Source organism: Burkholderia aenigmatica, from assembly GCF_048627025.1.
Taxonomy (GTDB): Bacteria; Pseudomonadota; Gammaproteobacteria; order Burkholderiales; family Burkholderiaceae; genus Burkholderia; species Burkholderia aenigmatica.
The window spans coordinates 3,321,238-3,341,458 of sequence record NZ_CP184469.1 but is presented as its reverse complement, the minus strand read 5'-3'; the positions used below and the strand labels follow the sequence as shown (position 1 = coordinate 3,341,458).

The window sequence follows — 20,221 nt, the reverse complement described above, 5'->3', positions numbered from 1 at the left end:
TCTTCATCTAACTGTCGGCACATCGGGGGAAAACCTTACCCTTTTCTCGCATAAAATATTCAATTCGGCCGCTGCCATGATTTCGATCAAATGATTCGGCAATAATCGCCGCGCGCGTTCATCCGCCTGTCATGCCACGCAGCCCGAACCCGCCGGGCGACATATCAATGCCGGCGACCGTTACACGCGGCGAAACGATTCCGTCTACCCCGCTCCATTCACCCGGCATTCGAATTCAATGAAAAAGGCATGGCACGAACTGAACCGGCTGTCCTGGAATAGGGCGACAGTCGCGCATAACAGTCATAAAGGCGATCAGGCCGCGTTTTTCCGCAAAGGCGGCTCGACGCTCTTTCCGGAAGAACGTGAGCTGCTCGGCGACGTCACCGGGCTGCGGCTCCTGCACCTGCAGTGCAACGCGGGGCAGGACACGCTGAGTCTCGTGCGCGACGGCGCGCATGCGACGGGCATCGACATTTCCGACGAAGCGATCGCCTTCGCCCGGCAACTGTCGGCCGACGCGGGCCTGCCCGCGCGCTTCGAGCGCGCCGACGTGCTCGACTGGATGCCCGAGGCTGCCGCGCGCGGCGAGCGCTTCGATCGCGTGTTCACGTCGTACGGCGCGATCTGCTGGCTGTCCGACCTGCACGCGTGGGCGCGCGGGATCGCCGCGCTGCTCGCGCCGGGCGGCCGTTTCGCGATGGTCGAGTTTCATCCGTTCGCGCTGTATTTCGACGAACACTGGGCGCCGCGCTACGACTATTTCAAGACCGACGCGACCGAGGAGCCGGCGGGCGTCGGCGATTACGTCGCCGCATCCGGCACGGGGCTCGGCGCGCAGCACGACCATCCGGGCGTCGTCGATTTCGCGAACCCGCATCCGAGCTACGAGTTCATGTGGGGCATCGGTGAGGTCGTGAACGCGCTCGTGTCGGCCGGGCTCGCGATCGACCGCCTGACCGAATATCCGTATGCGAATGGCTGGAAGGGCTTCGACGGCATGCGTGAACTGGACGGCCACCGGATGGTGCCGCCCGATCACCTGCCGCGCCTGCCGCTGATGTATGCGATCGCCGCGCACCGGGTGGCCGCATGACGCGCCGCACCGCCGCCGAACGCGACGCGCTTTGCCCACGCCCGCTCGCACGCGACGAGGTGCCGCTCGTGTGGACCATCGACCGGCGCGAGATCATCGAGCACCTGTATGTACTGCGCGACGGCGCGCTGCATCTCGTACCCGAGTTCTACGACGTCCGTGGCTGGCCGGATGGCGAAGCCGACCACTACACGCCGATCCTGCTCGACTGTCACGATCGCGGCGGCTGGTGCGTCGGCATGTTCGACGACGCACGGCTCGTCGCGGCGGTGGTCGTCGACAGCCAGCCGCTCGGCCCGCACCGCGACATGCTGCAGCTGAAGTTCCTGCACGTGAGCCGCGACTGGCGCGGCTGCGGGCTCGGCGAGCAGCTCTACCGCGCGGCCCGTGAGCAGGCGCGCGCGATGGGCGCCGCACGCCTGTATGTATCCGCGACACCGTCGCAGCGCACGATCGACTTCTACCTGCGGCTCGGCTTCACGGTCAGCGCATCGCCCGACCCGGCGCTGTACGCGCTCGAGCCCGAAGACATTCATCTGGAAAGCCCGGCGGCCTGACGCACCGGCACGCGGGTGAAGCGTAGAATTTCCCGCTTTGCCACTGCCGCTATCAGCCATCGGCCATCGCGGCATCACGGAGAGCGAAATTGCAGAACGAAGCGCAGCCGCCAGCCATGCCGAAGATCCTCGTCAGCATGTGCGTGGTCGGTCATCCGGTCCGTTACAACGGCTCGGCCAAGACTGCCGCGCACGACGCACTCGAACGGTGGCAACGCGAAGGGCGCCTCGTGCCCGTCTGCCCCGAACTGGCCGGCGGCTTCAGCGTGCCGCGCCCGCCCGCCGAAATCGCCGGCGGCGAATCGGGGCAGCGGGTGCTGTCGGGCGCCGCGCGCATCGTCGACGTGAACGGAACAGACGTGACGGCGCCGTTCGTATCGGGTGCGCACACCGCACTGGCACTCGCGCGCACGCACGATTGCCGCTTCGCGATCCTGGCCGACGGCAGTCCGTCGTGCGGCAGCACGTTCATTTATGACGGGAGCTTCGAGAACCGGCGGCATGCGGGCGCCGGTGTCACGGCGGCATTGCTGCGCGAGCACGGCATCGAAGTGTTCGCGGACACCGAGATCGACGCACTCCAGGCGCGCCTCGCGCAGTTGTCGCAGGCCGGTTAACGACAATGCGCGGCACGAGAATCCTCGTGCCGCGCATCGTTTCGGAAACGGCGAAGCGGTTAAGCAGCGCGTGCCCTACCGCTTCGCCGCGAGACGCGGATCAGACGCGTTCGATCGCGATCGCGATGCCCTGGCCGACGCCGATGCACATCGTGCACAGCGCAAAGCGGCCGTTCGTGCGATGCAGCTGGTACATCGCGGTCGTCACGAGACGCGCACCCGATGCGCCGAGCGGATGGCCCAGAGCAATCGCGCCGCCGTTCGGGTTCACGCGCGGATCGTCGTCGGCGACGCCGAGCATGCGCAGCACCGCGAGACCTTGCGAGGCGAACGCCTCATTCAGCTCGATCACGTCGAACTGGTCGATCGTCATCCCGAGCCGGGCGAGCAGCTTCTGCGTGGCCGGCGCGGGGCCGATGCCCATCACGCGCGGCGCGACGCCGGCCGTAGCAATCCCCAGCACACGTGCGCGCGGCGTCAGGCCGAAGCGCTTCGCGGTTGCTTCGTTCGCGAGCAGCAGCGCGGCGGCGCCGTCGTTGACGCCCGACGCGTTGCCGGCCGTCACCGAGCCGTCCGGGCGCACGACACCCTTGAGCTTGGCCAGCGTTTCGAGCGAGGTCTCGCGCGGATGCTCGTCGCGCGACACGATCACCGGATCGCCCTTCTTCTGCGGAATCGTGACCGACACGATTTCCTCGGCGAGCGTGCCGTCCTGCTGCGCACGCGCGGCCTTCTGCTGGCTGCGCAGCGCGAACAGATCCTGGTCGGCGCGGCTGATGTTGTAGTCGACCGCGACGTTCTCGGCCGTCTCCGGCATCGAATCGACGCCGTGCAGCTGTTTCATCAGCGGATTGACGAAGCGCCAGCCGATCGTCGTATCGTAGATGTCGGCCTGGCGCGCGAACGCGCTCGCGGCCTTGCCCATCACGAACGGCGCGCGGGTCATGCTCTCGACGCCGCCCGCGATCATCAGCGCGGCCTCGCCGGACTTGATCGCACGGGCGGCCACGCCCACCGCATCCATCCCGGAACCACACAGGCGGTTGATCGTCGAACCCGGCACGCCCTGCGGCAGCCCGGCGAGCAGCGCCGACATGCGCGCGACGTTACGGTTGTCCTCACCGGCCTGGTTCGCGCAGCCGTAGATCACGTCGTCGATCGCCGTCCAGTCGACGTCGCGGTTGCGCTCGACGAGCGCCTTGAGCGGCACCGCGCCCAGGTCATCGGCGCGCACGCCGGACAGTGCACCGCCGTAACGCCCGATCGGCGTACGGATCGCATCACACAGAAAAGCTTCGGTCATCAGTGTCTCCGGTCCCAGGACAGGCTGGGGAATGAACAGGGCGCCCCCCTTGCATTGCCCGCCGGGATGCGCTTAAATGTTCTATATACGAACATAAGATCGTGTATCGAACGTTCAACGCATCATAGGGAGTGCGGGGACGACCTGTCAAGCGCCCGGTCCGCCGGGCGGTTGGCGTGTCAGGCCCCATGCGCTATCTTCTCGGCTGCACGATATTCCCATCGCTCATGACAACCGAAGACACTCAGACGAAACCCGGCGACTCCTATGTCCAGTCGTTCGCGCGCGGCCTCGCGGTGATCCGCGCATTCGACGCGGCCCGTCCGGAGCAGACGCTCACCGAGGTTGCCTCGGCCACCGGGCTTACGCGCGCGGGCGCGCGCCGGATCCTGCTTACGCTGCAGACGCTCGGCTACGTCGAGGCCGACGGCCGGCTGTTCCGGCTCACGCCGAAGATCCTCGAGCTCGGCTTCGCGTACCTGACGTCGATGCCGTTCTGGAATCTCGCCGATCCCGTAATGGAGCAGCTGTCCGCGCAGATCCACGAAAGCTGCTCGGCGGCCGTGCTCGACCGCACCGAGATCGTCTACGTGCTGCGCGTGCCGACCCGCAAGATCATGACGATCAACCTGTCGATCGGCAGCCGGCTGCCCGCGTACTGCACGTCGATGGGCCGCGTGCTGCTGTCCGCGCTCGACGATGCCGCACTCGACGAAACGCTCGCACAAAGCGGCATCCGCGCGCACACGCCGCGCACGATCACCGACCTCGGCGAACTGAAGGCGGCGATCGCACAGGTGCGCCAGCAGGGCTGGGCCGTGGTCGACCAGGAACTCGAAGTGGGGCTGATGTCGTTGTCCGCCCCGATCCGCAACCGGCGCGGGCAGATCATCGCGGCGATGAACATCAGCGGCAACGCGCAGCGGCATACCGCGAAGCAGATGGTGAAGGAGTTCCTCGGGCCGCTGCAGCAGGCCGCGCAGACGGTGTCGGAGCTGGTGGCACGGCGGGGGTGAGCGCAAGCTGTCACACTCGGCGACGATGAAACCGTCGCCGCCCCGCTGGTTCTTCGACAGGGGCGGCGCGGCATCGCCTCCCGGCATCGTCGTTAGTACCCGCCGGCAATGATGTCGTTCCGACGCAGATCGATACCCTCCGCAAAAACCAACGTGGCCAGCCGTATCGGAGCGCGCCGCTACCGTCGCAGCGGCCTGACGCGAGACTCCAGCATGCGTCGCGTGTTCTCCAATTCTCGTTGCAACAACTCGGCATCCGGCAGCATGGTTCGATAGTTCGCTGCCATGACCTTGGTGGGCAAGCCCTCCAGCGCATACCGCGCGAGTGCGTGCCCTTTGTCGGCGCAGAGGATCAGCCCCACCGGCGGGTTCTCGTCGGGAAGCGTCCAGTGCGCCTTGGCGTAGTTGCAATACAGGTGCATCTGGCCCACGTCCGCATGGGTCAGGCTGCCGAGCTTCAAGTCGACGATGACGAGACAGCGCAGCCGGCGATGGAAGAACAGCAGGTCCACCCGATACCAGGTCTGGTCGATACGCAACCGGCGCTGACGCCCGACAAAGGTAAATCCCTCGCCGAGCTCGATCAGAAGATCTTCCAGCCGCGCGATCAGCGCACCTTCAAGGTCGGACTCCGAATACTCGTCCTTAAGGTCCAGAAACTCCAACACATAAGGGTCTTTGATCGCATCGTCGGGCGTGACAGCGTCCGCCGGCTTGCGTACCTTGCCCTTGACCAGCATCGAGGCCTTGTCCTTGGACAGCGCCGTGCGCTCGTAGAACTGGCTGCCGATCTGCCTGTCGAGCTGGCGCACGCTCCATCCACCACGCAGCGCTTCGGCCTCGTAGAACCGGCGGGCCTGGTCGTCCTTGACCGACAGCAGGCGCACATAGGCCGACCACGGCAGTGTGAAGCACTGCGCCAGTTCGTCGAGCCTCCTCGGGTGTACCGGCGCATGGGATGATTCGCCAGACACTGTCTGGCGAATTGGCCAGGTCAGGAAGAATGACCGCATCTGCTGCAGGTTCTGGCGACTGAACCCGCGACCGAACCGCCCAGTGAGATCGTTCGCCAGCCGCTCGATCAACTGCTCGCCGTATCCCGCACGCCGCCTCCCTTGCTGCTCGGCCTCCACGATGCGGCGGCCAATTTCCCAATAACTCGCCGTCATCAGCGCATTGACTGTGCGGGCCGCCGCATGGCGCGCGACTTCGAGCAATTCGACGATGCCACTATGGACGCCGGCATAGCCGGCCGGCACGACAGCTTGTTTCGCGGTTGTCATGGAAAGCTTCCTCTTGCCCATGCAGTCACCTTTGCGGAACACGGCGGTGACCACGCCACACAATTTAGTGACGGGGCAAGACTCGGTCTATCTGACACGAACGAAATTGCGCTGCGCCTGTAGGACACCATACCGCTCACATGGCGATCACCATGCTCATTCGCACCGGCACCGTGCTCGTCCCACGCTCGCCGCGCCTCATGCCGCCTCGGCGAACGCATCCGCGCCGCGCACGTTCAGCGGTGGCACAGAGGGCTTCAGAGTTGGCGACAACGAGCGGTTGAGCAAGCGCCGGATACCCGCCGTCGACAGCGAGTAGCCACCGCCCGCTCAAACCAGTGGCTGCGCACGCTCACCTACGACCTGTGTCACGACCTTCGCCTCGATGCGTTGCCGTAGACGCACCGAAAAAAAACGGGCAGCCCAGGGCTGCCCGTATCAACTCCACTTGGTTACAACGTTCTTCTCACGGAACACGGAGCGAACCCCGCGCCGCACAATTTAGTGACGCACGGAAACACGGTCAATTTGACAAGAACGAAACTGCGTCGCACACCGGTAGGACACCGCGCCGCTCACGCGCCGAGCAACATCCCCTTGCGCACCGGCACCGTGCCCGTCACGCGGCCGAGCGGCGCACCGGCCGTCACGAACCGAATCGCGCGGCGCATATAGAACACACCATCGGTCCCGCTCGAGATCGTCGTGATCGCATCCGTCAGCGGATCGACGATGTCGAACAGCGGATCGCCGGCGCGGATCGTCGCGCCGATCGCCGCGCGGTGCACGAGTATTCCGCTCACCGGCGCATGGAACTGCTCGCTGCCCGCGAGCGGCGTGGCCGGTGCGGCGAGCGGCGGTAACGGCTTGCGTTCGCCGTGTACCGCACCGCGCCACACGAGATAGTCGACGAGCGCATCGGCATCGCGCTCCGCGTATTCGTACGTCACGTCGCGCTGGCCGCGGCACTCGACCGTCACGGCCACGGTACCGGCCGCCATCGGCCTGCCCGCCGGCAAGTGCTGCCGCAACTGCGACCACAGCAGATGATGCGCATCGTCGAACGCGTGCCCGCCCGAATCCTCGGCGAGCAGCGACACCTCCGAGCCAAGATAACGCGCGAGCGGCTCGACTTCCGGCCATGCGGTATCGCTCGTGTACACGTGCATCACCGCTTCGAGCGAACAATGCAGGTCGATCACGACCTCGGCGTCGAGCGACAGCTTCAGCAGCGCGAGCTGCAGCGCGTCGAACTCGGTGCGCGGTGCGATCTCGCCGAGCGCCGCGCCCACGCATTCGCGCACGATCGCGCGATTGCGTTCGCCGTCGTCGCCGAGCCTGTCGCGCGCACGCGCGGCGATTTCCGCGAGCGGCAGGAAGCCGCGATTGAAATTGCGGCCGCTCGCGAGGTCGAAACGACCGATGAAATGCCCGAGCAGATGGTGATTGAGACCGACCGGGTTCGCGACCGGCACGAGCACGATCTCGGCCGCGAGCCGGCCTTCGGCATCGAGCTGCGCGAGACGCTGCTTCAGCACGAACGCCGCGAGCATCGCGGGTGTCTCGTCAGCGTGTAGCGCGGCCTGGAGGTAGATCTTGCGGCCGGCGTCAGCCGGCCCGAAATGAAAGCTCGTCAGCGTGCGCTGCGTGCCGATCGACGGCGACAGGAGCGGCGTGGTGCGAATCTGCATCGATGGTCTCGAACGAAATGAAGACGAAAAAGGGGGGAACGGCGGAGTGACTCGACGCTCAGTCGCCGTACGGGTTGAAGTCGAAATACTTCTTCGCGATCCGGTCGTACGTGCCGTCCTTCAGCATCGACGCGATCGCGCCGTCGATCGACGCCTTGAGCGCCGTATCGGACTGCCGCATGCCGATGCCGACGCCACGATCGCCCATGTCGAGCGGTGCGCCGACGAACGCGAAGCCCTTGCCCTTCGGCGTGCGCAGGAAGCCGTAGTCGGCTTCCACGGTGCCGAGCAGCGCCGCGTCGAGGCGGCCGTTGACGAGATCGGCGAACACGTCGTCCTGGCTCTTGTACGGCACCACGCTGACGCCGGCCGGCGCCCAGTGCGCGAGCGCCCACGATTCGAACTGCGTACCCGACTGCACGCCGACGCGCTTTCCGGCCAACGATGCGGTCGTGCTGTCGACGCCACTCCCGGGCCGTGCGACGAGCCGCGACTTGAAGCGAAACAGTTTCGACGAGAACAGGATCTGCTTCTCGCGCTTCTCGGTGATCGCCATCGACGACAGGATCGCGTCGATCTTGCGCGCCTGCAGCGCCGGAATCATCCCGGAGAATTCGAGCTCGACCCACTGGCAGCGCAACTGCGCGCGGCGGCAGATCTCGTTGCCGAGATCGACGTCGAAGCCCTTCAGGCTGCCGTCGGGCGCCTTCGAATCCATCGGCGGATAGGTCGGATCGATGCCAAGGCGCACGGGGCGCGCATCGAGTGCGTGCGCGGCGCCGGCCGCGAACGCAAGGCATAAGGAGACGAGCGGAAGGAAGGTGCGTTTCATGGTCGACGAAGGACGGGACGATGGGCAAACGGCACGAGCCGGACTGCCTGCGATCGTAGTGCGCACGCGCCGCCGCCGGAATCGCCCGCTGCCTTATCATGATCACTTTTCCCGATCACCGGCCCCGCGCTTGCCCATGGCGTTCACGCTCTCCCAGCTCCGCATCTTCCAGGCCGTCGTCGAGCACGGCAGCCTGCGCGCCGCCGCACGCGCGCTCGATCTCGCGCAGAGCGGCGTCACGCAGCAGTTGCAGAGCCTCGAGGCGACGCTCGGCGCGACGCTGTTCACGCGCACCAATCGCGGGATCGTGCCGACGGCCGTCGGCCAGCGGCTACTCGCGCGCTCCGGTTCGATCCTCGGCGAATGCGAACAGGTCGAGCGGGAAATCCGGCAACTGAGCGGCGCGTACGAAGGCACCGTCACGCTCGGCCTGGTGGCCGAACCGCTGATCGACGCGTTCGCGCCCGTGCTGAGCGCGTTCCGCGCGCGCTTCGACAAGGTCGACGTGCATCTGCGCACCGGCACGTCGCGGATGATGATCGCCTGGCTGCGGGAAAGCGCGGTCGATTTCGCGATCGCGCTCGTCGCGAAGCAGACCGACACGACCGATCTCGCGGTCACGCCGCTGCGTGCTTCCGCGCCGGTGGTCGTGTGCCGCAACGGGCATCCGGCGATACATGCGCAATCGCTCGCCGAACTGGCCGACTACGCATGGGTGTCGACGCGCTCGCCGAACCTGAGCGCCGACCCCGTCGTCAACCGGCTGCTCGCGTACTTCGACGTGCACGGCCTGCCGCCGCCGAAGATTCTCGCCACCGTCGAAGGGATGTTCGAGACGCTGCAGCTCGTTACGCAGACCGACTGCCTGTCGCTCGAAACCGAAGCCGTGACGCGGCACGGGCCGTTTGCCGGCGCGCTCGCGAAGGTGCCGGTGCGCGAACAGGCCGAATCGCAGGACATCTGCCTGCTGCAGCGCGCGGCCGTGCCGCTGACGCCGGCCGCACAGGAACTCGCGACGATGCTCGCGTCATACCTGAGGGTCGTGCGCGGGCGGTAAGCACGGATTGCCGCGAGCCGCCCGCCGCGCCGCCCGTCAGTCGATCGCGTCCTGTGCCGTCTCGCGCAGCATCGCCACCGCGACCAGCGACAGCACCACGCACGCGGCCACGTAGCCGGCCGGCGCGAGCTTGCTGCCGGTCGTCTTCACGAGCCAGGTCGCGATCAGCTGCGCGGTGCCGCCGAAGATCGTCACCGCGAGCGCATATGCGATCGAGATGCCGGTCGCGCGCACGTGGCGCGGCAGCGACTCGCACATCAGCGCCATTTCCGACGCCGAGCCGAGCGAATAGAACAGCAGCATCAGCGCGGTCAGCGGCAGGATCACCGACAGCGTCGGATGATGGTTCATCAGCCAGAACGCCGGGAACAGCAATACGACCAGCACACCGCGGCCGACGAAGATCGGCAGGCGCCGGCTGCCGAGCCGGTCCGACAGCCAGCCGAATAGCGGGCACGTGACCAGCATCACGCAGCCCGACGCGACGCCGACGAACATCGACAGCTTCATCGGCAGGCCGAGTGTGTGGATCGCATAGGTCGGCATGTAGAACGTCAGGATGTAGGTCGACACCGTGCCGCCCATCACCGTGAGCATCAGCAGCACCACCGTGCGCGTGTGCTTCGAGAACAGCTCGTGCAGCACGCCGCGCTCGATGCCGTGATGGCGATCGCCGGGCGCATCGTCGGCGAGCCGGCGGCGCAGATACATGCCGACCGGCGCGATCAGCACACCCACGAGGAACGGCAGCCGCCAGCCCCAGCTTTCGAGCGCATCCTTCGTCATCGTGTTCGACAGCAGCGCCGCGAAGCCCGAGCCCATCAGCGCGGCGCCGCCCTGCGTCGCGAGCTGCCAGCTCGCGCGGAATGCACGGCGCGACGTGCCACCCTGTTCGAGCAGCGTCGACGTCGCCGCGCCGAATTCGCCGCCCTGCGAGAAGCCCTGCAGCAGCCGCGCGAACACGACCAGCAGTGGCGCGGCCACGCCGACCTGCGCATAGGTCGGCGCGATCGCGATCAGGCCCGTGCCGAGCGCCATCAGCATGATCGTCAGGTTCAGCGCGGCCTTGCGCCCCTTGCGGTCTGCATAGACGCCGAGCACGACGCTGCCGAGCGGCCGCGTGAAGAAGCCGGCCGCGAACGTCGCGACCGACAGCAGCAGCGACGTGGTCGGGTCGCTCGACGGGAAGAACAGCTTGCCGATCAGCACCGCGAAGAAGCCGTACACGGTGAAATCGAAGAATTCCAGCCAGTTGCCGATCACGGCCGCCGCGATTGCACCGCGCCGCGTGACGGCCGGTGCGCCTGACGTGCTGGTTTCGGCGGCCCCCGTCGACGCGGGGTGCAGCGCGAGATGGTCTTTCTGCATCGTTATCGTCTCCTCTCAATGCGGCCGGAAGCGCCGGCCGCCCTCCGCCGCCGCGCTCACTGCCCGAGGTAACGCTCCACGAGACGTGTCCAGTACGCCGCGCCGATCGGCAGGTTGCGATCGTTGAAGTCGTACTTCGGGTTGTGCACCATGCAGCCGTCCTCGCCTTCGCCGTTGCCGAGCCGCACGAACGAGCCCGGCCGCTGCTGCAGCATGAACGCGAAATCCTCGCTGCCCATCAGCAGGTCGGTCTGCTCGACCACGTGCGCGTCGCCGACGAGTTCGCGCGCGACCTGCGCGGCGAAATCCGTTTCGGTATCCGTATTGACGACGACCGGATAGCCTTCGATGTACTCGACGTTCGCGCTCGCGCCGTAGCTCGCCGCCTGCGTTTCGGCCAGCTCGGTGATGCGGCGCTTGAGCAGTGCGCGCACGTCGGGGCTGAACGAGCGCACGCTGAGTTCGAGGCGCGCGCCGTTCGGGATCACGTTGTTCGCGGTACCCGCATGCATCGAGCCGACCGTGACGACCGCCGGCTGCGCGGGGTCGACGTTGCGCGCGACGATCGTCTGCAGCGCCATCACGATGCTCGCCGCGACGACCACCGGGTCGACCGTCAGGTGCGGGCGCGCCGCGTGACCGCCGACGCCTTCGATCGTGATGATCGCCTTGTCGCCGGCCGACATGAACGGGCCGCGCCGCGTGAGGAACACGCCGGGCGCCGCGCCCGGATGGTTGTGCATGCCGAACACGGCGTCGCACGGGAAGCGTTCGAACAGGCCGTCGTCGATCATCTTCTTCGCGCCGCTGTCGACGCCATGCTCTTCCGCCGGCTGGAAATACAGGTGCACGGTGCCGGAGAAATTGCGGGTCTTCGCGAGGTGCTGCGCGGCGCCGAGCAGCATCGTCGTGTGGCCGTCGTGGCCGCATGCGTGCATCTTGCCGTGCGTGCCGCTCGCATAGGGCAGCCCCGTCGCCTCGATGATCGGCAACGCATCCATGTCGGCGCGGATGCCGATGCTGCGCGTGCCGTCGCCTACGCGCAGCGTGCCGACCACACCCGTCTTGCCGACCCCGCGCGTCACCTGCCAGCCCCACTGTTCGAGCTTCTCGGCAACGAGCGCGGCCGTGTCGTGCTCTTCGTACGCGAGCTCGGGATGGTGGTGGATGTGGTGACGGATCTCGCGCAACCCGCCGGCGGCGGGCATCAGATCCTCGATCTCGGTGAATCGGGCGTCGGTCATCTAAGGGGCTCCAGCTTGTTTGTGTGTGCACGCGTGTCGCTGCGTGCGGGAAAGCGAGCCACTATAGCGAGCCGATATCAGTTCAATAAGATGCGGAATTTTTCACCGCGATAAGGTTTTTTAATCAGGGTTAATACGGGCACGACTCGCCGCAGCGACCTCATCGAACGCGCTCGACACACGACCCGTTGATTTTTGAGACGAACGGTCTATTATTCGCACATGGACGTTCGAACTGATCCGCCTCGCCGTCGCGGCAGGCCACCGAAGCAGCACGAAGAACTCGTCGCCACGCGCGACATGCTGTTGCGCACCGGGCTGGTAGTGCTCACCGAGAAGGGCTTCTCGGCCACCGGGCTCGACGAGATCCTCCGGCGCGCGGGCGTGCCCAAGGGCTCCTTCTATCACTACTTCGACAGCAAGGAGGCGTTCGGCCTCGAACTGATCGACCGTTATGCCGACTTCTTCGCGCGCAAGCTGGACCGTCATTTCAGCGACCCGGCGCGCTCGCCGCTGCAGCGCGTCCGCGCGTTCGTCGACGATGCCCGGGATGGCATGGCCCGCTACGCATACAGTCGCGGCTGCCTGATCGGCAATCTCGGGCAGGAAATGGGCGCGCTGCCCGAAAGTTTCCGCGCCCGCCTGCGCACCACGTTCGAGGACTGGCAACGCCGCCTCGCCGATTGCCTGGCCGCCGCGCAGCAAGCCGGCGAGCTGGCCGGTTCAGCCGATCCCGCCGAGCTGGCCGCCTTCTTCTGGATCGGCTGGGAAGGCGCCGTACTGCGCGCGAAACTGGAGCGCAGCGACGGGCCGCTGGCATTGTTCGCGCAGTTTTTCTTCAATGGATTACCACGCCGCTGAATTTTTTTGCCATTAACTAGACGATCGGTCTAGAAATTAGGAAGGAGGACGGGATGTTCCAGGGCATCGTGATCGACAAGGACGAAACCGGCCAGCACGCGCGGCTGCAAACGCTGGACGACGCGCAGTTGCCCGCGGGCAACGTGACGGTGCGCGTGGGTTATTCGACGCTGAACTACAAGGACGGGCTGGCGATTACCGGCAAGAGCCCGGTGGTCCGCAAGTTCCCGATGGTGCCCGGCATCGATCTGGTCGGGGAAGTCGAAGCGAGCACGCACCCGGCCTATCGCCCCGGCGACCAGGTCGTACTCAACGGCTGGGGTGTCGGCGAAACGCACTGGGGCGGCCTCGCGCAGAAAGCCCGCGTCGATGGCGACTGGCTGGTGCCGCTGCCGTCCGCCTTTTCGCCGCAACAGGCGATGGCCATCGGCACGGCGGGCTACACCGCGATGCTGTGCGTGATGGCGCTGGAGCGACACGGCGTGCGCCCGGACGACGGCGAGATCGTGGTGACCGGCGCGGCAGGCGGGGTGGGCAGCGTCGCCACGGCTATCCTCGCGCGGCTCGGATACCGCGTCGTCGCGGTGACCGGCCGCCCCGCCGATGCCGACTACCTGCGCCAGCTCGGCGCGGCGGAGATCCTGGAGCGATCGCAATTCAGCGAACCCGGCCGGCCGCTGGGCAAGGAACGCTGGGCCGGCGCGGTCGACGTGGCGGGCAGCCACGTGCTCGCCAACGTGTGCGCGACCACGCGGTACCGCGGCGTCGTGACGGCCTGCGGCCTGGCCGCCGGCATGGATTTCCCCGCGACCGTCGCGCCGTTCATCCTGCGCGGCGTGACGCTCGTCGGGATCGACAGCGTCATGTGCCCGCGCGCCGATCGCCTGGAGGCATGGCGCCGGCTCGCGTCCGACCTCGACGTCGAGAAGCTGGGCACGATCAGCCACCAGGTCGGCCTGGGCGACGTGATTCCGCTTGCCGAGGCATTGATCGGCGGCAAGGTTCGCGGCCGCATCGTCGTCGACGTCAACGCGTGATGCCGCCGACGGCTCCCCGCGTTTCTTTATTCGGACGGCAGCTCGCGCATCGAGCGCGCCCGTGCCACTTTATCCAGGAGACCTCATGACCGCCGCAAACACCGCCCCCATCAGCCGCTTTCCCGTGCCCGCGCTCGACGATTTGCCCGAGGACATTCGCGAACGCATCGAGGCCGTCCAGGAAAAGTCGGGCTTCATCCCGAACGTGTTCCTGACCCTCGCGCATCGTCCGGACGAGTTTCGCGCGTTCATGGCTTATCACGACGCGCTGATGGACAAGCCGGGCAACCTGAGCAAGGCCGAACGCGAGATGATCGTCGTGGCCACCAGCAGCGTGAACCAGTGCCAGTACTGCGTCATCGCGCACGGTGCGATCCTGCGGATTCGCGCGAAGGATCCGCTGATCGCCGACCAGGTCTCCACCAACTACCGCAAGGCCGACATCACCGCCCGGCAGAAGGCGATGCTCGACTTCGCGATGAAGGTGTCGCAGGCCGCGCATCTGGTTGGAGAAGCAGACTTCGACATGCTCAAGTCGCATGGTTTCGTCGAAGAAGACGTGTGGGACATCATGGCGATCTCGGCGTTCTTCGGCATGTCCAACCGCATCGCGAACGTGACGAACATGCGGCCGAATGCGGAGTTCTACGCGCTGGGGCGCTGAGCGCGCACGCCGTTCGGCCGCGCGGGCGGGACGCGGCGCGTTCGTCGCGCCCGCCCGTCGTGTCGTTGAAGGACGCGAGCGCAAAGGTGCCCGCCGCAGCGGCCAAGGTCGCCGGCGTTCAGCTCGTCCCGTGCAAAAACAATCGGATCTCCTCAGCGAGCCAGTCGCGCAACGCACACACCTTCGGATCGTCGCGGCTGCCGATCCGGTAGATCAGGTCGTGACCGCGCTCGGCCTGCAACGCGTACTGCGGAAACGGCGCGACGAGACGCCCGGCGGCGATGTCGTCCGCGACGATCACGCTGCGCCCGAGCGCGACGCCCTCGCCGCGCATCGCCGCCTCGATCGCGAGGCTGCCGTGGCTGTACGCCGGCCCGCGATCGCTGCGCACCCCGCGGATCCCAGCCAGCGCGAACCATTGCTCCCAGTTCGCCAGCATCCGGTCCTCGTGCAGCAACGTGCAGCCGGCGATGCTCTCGACCGACGTCAGCCCGCCCATCTTCGCGCGATAGGCAGGACTGCAGACGGGTGTCACGGTTTCCTCGAGAATCCGCTCGGCCAGCACGCGCGGATAGCGGCCGCTGCCGTAGCGGATCGCCACGTCGGCCTCGCCTTCGTTCAGGTCGACGTGCGCGTCGGTCACGTCGAGATGGATGTCGAGTTCCGGATGCAGCGACTTCAGCCGGTGCAGCCGCGGCGCGAGCCACTTGTTCGCGAACGACACGCTCGCGTTGATCTTCAGCCGCGTGACGCTGTCGTGCGCGCGTAGCCGCTCGGCCGCCTTCGTCAGCTCGCCCAGCGTGCGGTTCACGTCCAGCAGGAATTCGGCGCCGGCCTCGGTGAGGACGATGCGCCGCGTCAAGCGCCGGAACAGCGCGACGCCGAGATGGGCTTCGAGGTTCTTGATGTGCCGGCTCACCGCGCCGTGGGTGACGTGCAGTTCCTCGGCCGCCAGCGTCATGCTCAACAGCCGGCCGGTCGCCTCGAAGGCGCGCAGCGTTTGCAGCGGGGGAAGCCGGTCGAACACGATGACGTGACGTGTGAGTTGGACTCACGCATTGTATGTCGATAAATGATTTGTCAGCGCGGGCGGCGGCTCGCACTATCGAAGGCAGGCGCAGCAATCGACGGCCGTGCCGGCCGATATGGCGAATGCGCTCGTGCACCGCCTTGCGTCGCATGTCGGCGCCGGCATCGCGGCTGCGCTTCGTGCCTGAAGCCGCGACGCCCGGCGCGCGCTTCATTTGAGGCAGGCAGGCGCCGGGACGTAACGCTCATCATGGATCATCTTCTTTTCAAGCTCGTCGCCACCCCGCTGCTGCTCGTGGCGGCCACGCTCGCCGCGCGCCGCTGGGGCGAAGCGATCGGCGGGCTGCTGGTCGGACTGCCGCTCACGTCGGGGCCGGTGTCGGTATTCCTCGCGCTGGAGCACGGCCCGGCGTTCGCCGCGCACGCGACGGCCGGCTCGCTCGTCGCCACCGCCGGGCAGGCCGCCTTCTGCATCGCCTACTGCAAACTGGCGAAACGCGGCTGGCCCGCTGCGCTGGCCGGCGCCGGCATCGCGTTTTCCGTCGTCGCGTTTTTGCTCAAGGCGAGCGCGCTGCCGGAGACGAGCCTGTTCCTGATCGCGATCCTCGCGGTCGCGCTCGTGCTGAGCATCGTGCCTGCCAGCCCGGTCAGGGCCGCGCGGCTCGATCCGCCGCGCTGGGACTTGCCGCTGCGCATGGTGCTGATCGCGGGCCTCGTGGTCGGCGTGACGATGATCGCGCCCTACGTCGGGCCGGAAACGAGCGGCGTGCTCGCGTCGTTCCCGTTCATGGTGATCATCCTGGCCGTCTTCGCGCATCGCATGAACGGCCCGGCCGCCGCGCAGCAATTGATGCGCGGGATGGCCACCGGGCTGCTGAGCTTCGCCGCGTTTTTCCACGTGCTGAGCCTGACGCTCACGCGGCTGCACCTCGTGCCGGCCTACGGGCTCGCGATCGTCTGCACGCTCGCGGTTCAGGCCGTGTCGCTATACCGGATGCGCGTGCCGGTCGCGGTGTCGACCGAGTAAGCCGAACCGGGCGGTGCGTCGAAGGCACCTCGCAGGGCGCGGAGGCGGCGCAAGCGGCGATCGCGAAAACCGGGCAGGCATTGCATGCGCTGGTGGAACAGGCTGGTTGATACGAAGGCGCGCCCGTCGATCGCATGGGCGCTGCCGACCGATGCCGGCGCGCAGGTGCATGCGCCAGCATCGGTCAGCCGCTCACGCCGCCTGCGTAGCACGGCGAATGTCAGCGCTCACTCCAGCCCCTTCAGCACCTCCAGCCCGTCCGGCAGCTTCGCATCCGGAAACTGCGTCGACAGCGTCGCGTCACGCCACCGCGCGGCCTCTTCCGCGCGCTGCTTCTCCGCCTGCTCGCACACGAACAGCGCGTCGCCACCGAGCAGCAAACGCATCGGCACATCCTCGCGGCGCGACAGCTCGACGATCAGCGCCGCGATCCGCGCCGGATCGCCGACTTCGTGGCCGCCGTACGCGCCGAGCAGCTCGAGAATCTTCCCGACCGACGGCTGATAGTCGGGCAGCAGACCGTCGACACCGCGCTTCGCCTGCGCGGCCCAGTCGGTACGCATCCCGCCCGGCTCGAGCGTGCAGACGCGCACGCCGAACGGCGCGACTTCCTTCGACAGCACGTCGCTGAACCCGCCGACCGCCCACTTCGCGGCCTGATACGCGGACAAGCCGGCCGTGGACGTACGCCCGCCGACCGACGACACCTGGAAGATGTGTCCCGCGCGCTGCGCGCGCATCGTCGGCAACACCGCACGCGTCAGGTTGATCACGCCGAACAGGTTCGTTTCGATCTGGTCGCGGAAATCGTCGGCACCCATCTGCTCGAACGGCGCCGTGTGGCCGTAGCCCGCGTTGTTCACCAGCACGTCGATGCGGCCGAACGCGTCGCGTGCCGCCGCGACGGCCTGCGCGGCCGCCGCTTCATCGGTGACGTCGAGCGCGACCGGCAGCAAGCGGTCACCATGACGCTCGGCCAGATCGGCCAGCCGCGCGGGATCGCGCGCACCGGCCACCAGCCGGTCGCCCGCCGCCAGCACGGCTTCCGAAATCGCTCGCCCCAGGCCGCGCGCGGCCCCTGTTACCAGCCAGACTTTCGACATTTTTCCACTCCTTGATCGTAGTGAAACCACAAAATGAATGATTACTCACTCATTAATAACGGCGATGTATCGGTCGTTCATGACCTCCATCGCCCTGCCTGAAACCCGCCACCCGTCATCACCGCGGCGCGGCGCGTGAGCGTGAAACCGCACACGCCGCCACGACGGCAACTCTTGCCTCACACCGCGTGCAACACGGCCCACAACGCGCGAAACCCGGCCTCCCGGTACGCGTCGGCCCGCGCCGGATCGCGTGCGATCGACTCCATCGCCGTTTCCGCGATCGACGTAAACAACGCTGCGCAGAACGCATGCGCTTCGTCGGGTTTCAGCGCGCCCGACGCCGCCACCTGCTCGCGCAGCAGCGCATTGATCCCGCCGAAGCCTTCGGCGCCGGCCGCGCGATGCGCATCGTCGATGCGCCCGCTCACGCCGAGCTGCTGCAGCGCGCGCCGCCCGTCCGGATTCGCGACGCCCCACGACACATAACCGTTCCACGCATGCCGCACGGCCTGCTCGACCGGCGCGTGTTCCGGAAACCCGGCCATCATCGCTTCGCGCATCCCGGTCTTCAGGCTCACGTACAGCGCGTTCAGCAACGCGTCCTTGGTCTCGAAATACGTGAACACCGTGCCTTCCGCCACGCCGGCGAGCCGCGCGATGCGCGCGGTCGTCGCGGTTGCGCCGTCCTCGGCGAGCGCGCGAGCGGCCGCGGCGAGGATGGCTTCGTGCTTGTCGGGACTGCGCGGTCGGGCCACGTTCGATTCCTTTAATGAGTGAGCGCTCAATCATAATGGGGCGATCATGCGGAATGCAAGGCCTGTTACATCCGGGCGAACCCATACACAATCCGTCAAAACCGGGCACTATTAGCGTTTTCACGTACTGGTGCGTTCACGTATCGGCGCCCGGTGCCTTGACGTTCGTTTCACGTTCACCGTTTCACACCGCGAACCTCCCATGACGAATCAGCCTACCCAGACCGCGGCCGACCGGCCCGTCGACATGATCATCTTCGGCGGCGGCGGCGACCTGGCCGCCCGCAAGCTGTTGCCCGCGCTGTACATGGCGCACCTGCACTGCAACCTTCCGCCCGAGACACGCATCATCGCGGTCGGCCGCCGCGACTGGGGCATCGACGGCTATCGCAAGTTCATGGACGAGCAGTCGCGCCCGTTCATCGACGAAAAGGCGTTCGACGCCGCGGCCTGGAGCCGTTTCCTCGACCTGTTCAAGTACGTGCTGATCGACGTGAACGCGCCGGACGACTACCTGCGGCTCGCCGAAGCGGCGCGCGGCGATGCGATCCGCGTGTTCTACCTGTCGACGTCGCCGGAGCTGTTCACCACCATCTGCGACAACCTGTCGGCCGCGCACCTCGTCGACAAGCACTCGCGCGTCGTCCTCGAGAAGCCGCTCGGCCACGATCTCGCGTCCGCGAAGGCGATCAACGATGCGGTCGGCAAGCACTTCGAGGAATCGCAGATCTATCGGATCGACCACTATCTCGGCAAGGAAACCGTGCAGAACCTGATGGTGCTGCGTTTCGGCAACCCGATCTTCGGGCCGCTGTGGCAGGCGCCGAGCATCCGCAGCGTGCAGATCACGGTGGCGGAGTCGGTGGGTGTCGGCAGCCGCGCGGGCTTCTACGACCATACCGGCGCGCTGCGCGACATGGTGCAGAACCACCTGCTGCAGTTGCTGTGCATCGTCGCGATGGAACCGCCCGTGTCGCTCGACCCGGACGCGGTGCGCGACGAGAAGCTGAAGGTGTTGCGCTCGCTACGGCCGATGGCGGTGGCCGACGTCGCGCGCGACACGGTGCGCGGCCAGTACACGGCCGGCGCGGTCGACGGCCAGCCGGTGAAGGGCTATCTCGAGGAAGACAACGTGCCGGCGGACAGCCGCGCGGAAACCTTCGTCGCGCTGCGCGCGCACATCAACAACTGGCGCTGGGCGAACGTGCCGTTCTTCCTGCGCACCGGCAAGCGGCTGCAGCGCCGCCAGTCGGAAATCGTGATCGAGTTCGCGGACATGCCGTTCTCGATCATCCCGACCGGCCCGCGCCACTACAGCAACCGTCTCGTGATCCAGCTCCAGCCGGAAGAGTCGATCCAGCTGCAGATGCTCGCGAAGGAACCGGGCAGCGGGATGAACATGGTGCCCGTGAGCCTGAACCTCGACCTGCAGCAGGCGATTCCGGAGCGGCGCGCGGAAGCGTACGAGCGTTTGCTGATCGACGTGATCCGCGGCCGCCTCACGCACTTCATGCGCCGCGACGAGCTCGAAGCCGCGTGGTCGTGGGTCGAGCCGATCCTCGACGGCTGGAAGCAGCTCGGCGACCGGCCGCGCCTGTACACGGCCGGCACGTTCGGTCCCGCGGCTTCGTCGGCGCTGCTCGCGCGCGACGGGATGTCGTGGTCTGAAGAGGCGTAA

Annotated in this window: 19 protein-coding genes; 10 read left to right on the top strand and 9 right to left on the bottom strand. The window is 67.1% G+C overall.

Annotation, left to right across the window (positions count from 1 at the left end):
• Positions 1–238: 238 nt before the first annotated feature.
• The 3 genes from ACN8ZM_RS32125 (at position 239) to ACN8ZM_RS32115 (ending at position 2,270) form a co-directional block, all read left to right on the top strand.
• Positions 239–1,096 (top strand): class I SAM-dependent methyltransferase, encoded by an 858-nt coding sequence (locus tag ACN8ZM_RS32125; RefSeq protein ID WP_420211801.1) that lies wholly within the window; start codon positions 239–241, stop codon positions 1,094–1,096.
• On the top strand, positions 1,093–1,653 hold the full coding sequence (locus ACN8ZM_RS32120; RefSeq protein WP_420211800.1) for a GNAT family N-acetyltransferase: 561 nt from the start codon (positions 1,093–1,095) through the stop codon (positions 1,651–1,653). Before ACN8ZM_RS32125 ends, ACN8ZM_RS32120 begins: the two co-directional genes overlap by 4 nt.
• A 116-nt stretch (positions 1,654–1,769) precedes the next feature.
• Positions 1,770–2,270 carry a DUF523 domain-containing protein gene (locus ACN8ZM_RS32115; RefSeq protein WP_420212695.1) on the top strand — a complete coding sequence of 167 codons (501 nt, stop codon included), beginning with the start codon at positions 1,770–1,772 and terminating at the stop codon, positions 2,268–2,270.
• A 100-nt stretch (positions 2,271–2,370) separates the two neighbouring features.
• Here ACN8ZM_RS32115 and pcaF read toward each other — a convergent pair whose 3' ends face one another.
• On the bottom strand, positions 2,371–3,573 hold the full coding sequence (pcaF, locus tag ACN8ZM_RS32110) for a 3-oxoadipyl-CoA thiolase (protein ID WP_043180967.1): 1,203 nt from the start codon (positions 3,571–3,573) through the stop codon (positions 2,371–2,373).
• Between the two features lie 227 nt (positions 3,574–3,800).
• Between pcaF and ACN8ZM_RS32105 the strand changes: the two genes are divergently transcribed.
• A complete protein-coding gene (locus tag ACN8ZM_RS32105) occupies positions 3,801–4,589 on the top strand; it encodes an IclR family transcriptional regulator (protein WP_043180969.1) in 789 nt (262 codons plus the stop codon).
• A 179-nt stretch (positions 4,590–4,768) separates the two neighbouring features.
• Here the strand turns inward: ACN8ZM_RS32105 and ACN8ZM_RS32100 are convergent, their stop codons facing one another.
• The 3 genes from ACN8ZM_RS32100 to ACN8ZM_RS32090 form a co-directional block, all read right to left on the bottom strand.
• Positions 4,769–5,872, bottom strand: coding sequence for a PDDEXK nuclease domain-containing protein (locus ACN8ZM_RS32100; protein WP_420211799.1), 1,104 nt, complete (start codon positions 5,870–5,872; stop codon positions 4,769–4,771).
• Between the two features lie 575 nt (positions 5,873–6,447).
• Positions 6,448–7,563 (bottom strand): succinylglutamate desuccinylase/aspartoacylase family protein, encoded by a 1,116-nt coding sequence (locus ACN8ZM_RS32095; protein WP_420211798.1) that lies wholly within the window; start codon positions 7,561–7,563, stop codon positions 6,448–6,450.
• Positions 7,564–7,621: 58 nt separating this feature from the next.
• On the bottom strand, positions 7,622–8,395 hold the full coding sequence (locus ACN8ZM_RS32090; protein ID WP_043180973.1) for a transporter substrate-binding domain-containing protein: 774 nt from the start codon (positions 8,393–8,395) through the stop codon (positions 7,622–7,624).
• Positions 8,396–8,531: 136 nt separating this feature from the next.
• Here ACN8ZM_RS32090 and ACN8ZM_RS32085 point away from each other — a divergent pair, with 136 nt between their 5' ends.
• A complete protein-coding gene (locus ACN8ZM_RS32085) occupies positions 8,532–9,452 on the top strand; it encodes a LysR family transcriptional regulator (protein WP_420211797.1) in 921 nt (306 codons plus the stop codon).
• A 36-nt stretch (positions 9,453–9,488) separates the two neighbouring features.
• Here the strand turns inward: ACN8ZM_RS32085 and ACN8ZM_RS32080 are convergent, their stop codons facing one another.
• Together ACN8ZM_RS32080 and ACN8ZM_RS32075 are read right to left on the bottom strand one after the other, a co-directional pair.
• Positions 9,489–10,820: an MFS transporter gene (locus tag ACN8ZM_RS32080; protein WP_043180977.1), complete on the bottom strand. Its 1,332-nt coding sequence runs from the start codon at positions 10,818–10,820 to the stop codon at positions 9,489–9,491.
• Between the two features lie 56 nt (positions 10,821–10,876).
• Positions 10,877–12,064, bottom strand: coding sequence for a M20 aminoacylase family protein (locus ACN8ZM_RS32075; RefSeq protein WP_089451771.1), 1,188 nt, complete (start codon positions 12,062–12,064; stop codon positions 10,877–10,879).
• Between the two features lie 222 nt (positions 12,065–12,286).
• Here ACN8ZM_RS32075 and ACN8ZM_RS32070 point away from each other — a divergent pair, with 222 nt between their 5' ends.
• From ACN8ZM_RS32070 to ACN8ZM_RS32060, 3 genes are all read left to right on the top strand, one after another.
• Positions 12,287–12,925, top strand: coding sequence for a TetR/AcrR family transcriptional regulator (locus ACN8ZM_RS32070; protein WP_420211796.1), 639 nt, complete (start codon positions 12,287–12,289; stop codon positions 12,923–12,925).
• Positions 12,926–12,978: 53 nt separating this feature from the next.
• On the top strand, positions 12,979–13,962 hold the full coding sequence (locus tag ACN8ZM_RS32065) for an MDR family oxidoreductase (protein WP_420211795.1): 984 nt from the start codon (positions 12,979–12,981) through the stop codon (positions 13,960–13,962).
• Positions 13,963–14,047: 85 nt separating this feature from the next.
• Positions 14,048–14,626, top strand: a complete 579-nt coding sequence (locus ACN8ZM_RS32060; protein WP_420211794.1) for a peroxidase-related enzyme — start codon at positions 14,048–14,050, stop codon at positions 14,624–14,626.
• Between the two features lie 118 nt (positions 14,627–14,744).
• Here the strand turns inward: ACN8ZM_RS32060 and gcvA are convergent, their stop codons facing one another.
• A complete protein-coding gene (gene gcvA / locus ACN8ZM_RS32055) occupies positions 14,745–15,653 on the bottom strand; it encodes a transcriptional regulator GcvA (RefSeq protein ID WP_420211793.1) in 909 nt (302 codons plus the stop codon).
• A 252-nt stretch (positions 15,654–15,905) separates the two neighbouring features.
• Here gcvA and ACN8ZM_RS32050 point away from each other — a divergent pair, with 252 nt between their 5' ends.
• A complete protein-coding gene (locus ACN8ZM_RS32050; protein ID WP_089451711.1) occupies positions 15,906–16,682 on the top strand; it encodes a hypothetical protein in 777 nt (258 codons plus the stop codon).
• A 227-nt stretch (positions 16,683–16,909) separates the two neighbouring features.
• Here ACN8ZM_RS32050 and ACN8ZM_RS32045 read toward each other — a convergent pair whose 3' ends face one another.
• Both ACN8ZM_RS32045 and ACN8ZM_RS32040 read right to left on the bottom strand, forming a co-directional pair.
• Positions 16,910–17,785 carry an SDR family NAD(P)-dependent oxidoreductase gene (locus tag ACN8ZM_RS32045; protein ID WP_420211792.1) on the bottom strand — a complete coding sequence of 292 codons (876 nt, stop codon included), beginning with the start codon at positions 17,783–17,785 and terminating at the stop codon, positions 16,910–16,912.
• Positions 17,786–17,964: 179 nt separating this feature from the next.
• Positions 17,965–18,543, bottom strand: coding sequence for a TetR/AcrR family transcriptional regulator (locus tag ACN8ZM_RS32040; protein WP_043180984.1), 579 nt, complete (start codon positions 18,541–18,543; stop codon positions 17,965–17,967).
• 202 nt (positions 18,544–18,745) lie between these two features.
• Here ACN8ZM_RS32040 and zwf point away from each other — a divergent pair, with 202 nt between their 5' ends.
• Positions 18,746–20,221, top strand: coding sequence for a glucose-6-phosphate dehydrogenase (gene zwf / locus ACN8ZM_RS32035; RefSeq protein ID WP_089451708.1), 1,476 nt, complete (start codon positions 18,746–18,748; stop codon positions 20,219–20,221).

What these genes read in the sequence shown, in the direction of transcription:
- ACN8ZM_RS32125 (WP_420211801.1), top strand. Translation starts at nt 239, where the DNA reads ATGAAAAAGGCATGGCACGAACTGAACCGGCTGTCCTGGAATAGGGCG.
- ACN8ZM_RS32120 (WP_420211800.1), top strand. Translation starts at nt 1,093, where the DNA reads ATGACGCGCCGCACCGCCGCCGAACGCGACGCGCTTTGCCCACGCCCG.
- ACN8ZM_RS32115 (WP_420212695.1), top strand. Translation starts at nt 1,770, where the DNA reads ATGCCGAAGATCCTCGTCAGCATGTGCGTGGTCGGTCATCCGGTCCGT.
- pcaF (WP_043180967.1), bottom strand. Translation starts at nt 3,573, where the DNA reads ATGACCGAAGCTTTTCTGTGTGATGCGATCCGTACGCCGATCGGGCGT.
- ACN8ZM_RS32105 (WP_043180969.1), top strand. Translation starts at nt 3,801, where the DNA reads ATGACAACCGAAGACACTCAGACGAAACCCGGCGACTCCTATGTCCAG.
- ACN8ZM_RS32100 (WP_420211799.1), bottom strand. Translation starts at nt 5,872, where the DNA reads ATGACAACCGCGAAACAAGCTGTCGTGCCGGCCGGCTATGCCGGCGTC.
- ACN8ZM_RS32095 (WP_420211798.1), bottom strand. Translation starts at nt 7,563, where the DNA reads ATGCAGATTCGCACCACGCCGCTCCTGTCGCCGTCGATCGGCACGCAG.
- ACN8ZM_RS32090 (WP_043180973.1), bottom strand. Translation starts at nt 8,395, where the DNA reads ATGAAACGCACCTTCCTTCCGCTCGTCTCCTTATGCCTTGCGTTCGCG.
- ACN8ZM_RS32085 (WP_420211797.1), top strand. Translation starts at nt 8,532, where the DNA reads ATGGCGTTCACGCTCTCCCAGCTCCGCATCTTCCAGGCCGTCGTCGAG.
- ACN8ZM_RS32080 (WP_043180977.1), bottom strand. Translation starts at nt 10,820, where the DNA reads ATGCAGAAAGACCATCTCGCGCTGCACCCCGCGTCGACGGGGGCCGCC.
- ACN8ZM_RS32075 (WP_089451771.1), bottom strand. Translation starts at nt 12,064, where the DNA reads ATGACCGACGCCCGATTCACCGAGATCGAGGATCTGATGCCCGCCGCC.
- ACN8ZM_RS32070 (WP_420211796.1), top strand. Translation starts at nt 12,287, where the DNA reads ATGGACGTTCGAACTGATCCGCCTCGCCGTCGCGGCAGGCCACCGAAG.
- ACN8ZM_RS32065 (WP_420211795.1), top strand. Translation starts at nt 12,979, where the DNA reads ATGTTCCAGGGCATCGTGATCGACAAGGACGAAACCGGCCAGCACGCG.
- ACN8ZM_RS32060 (WP_420211794.1), top strand. Translation starts at nt 14,048, where the DNA reads ATGACCGCCGCAAACACCGCCCCCATCAGCCGCTTTCCCGTGCCCGCG.
- ACN8ZM_RS32050 (WP_089451711.1), top strand. Translation starts at nt 15,906, where the DNA reads ATGGATCATCTTCTTTTCAAGCTCGTCGCCACCCCGCTGCTGCTCGTG.
- ACN8ZM_RS32045 (WP_420211792.1), bottom strand. Translation starts at nt 17,785, where the DNA reads ATGTCGAAAGTCTGGCTGGTAACAGGGGCCGCGCGCGGCCTGGGGCGA.
- zwf (WP_089451708.1), top strand. Translation starts at nt 18,746, where the DNA reads ATGACGAATCAGCCTACCCAGACCGCGGCCGACCGGCCCGTCGACATG.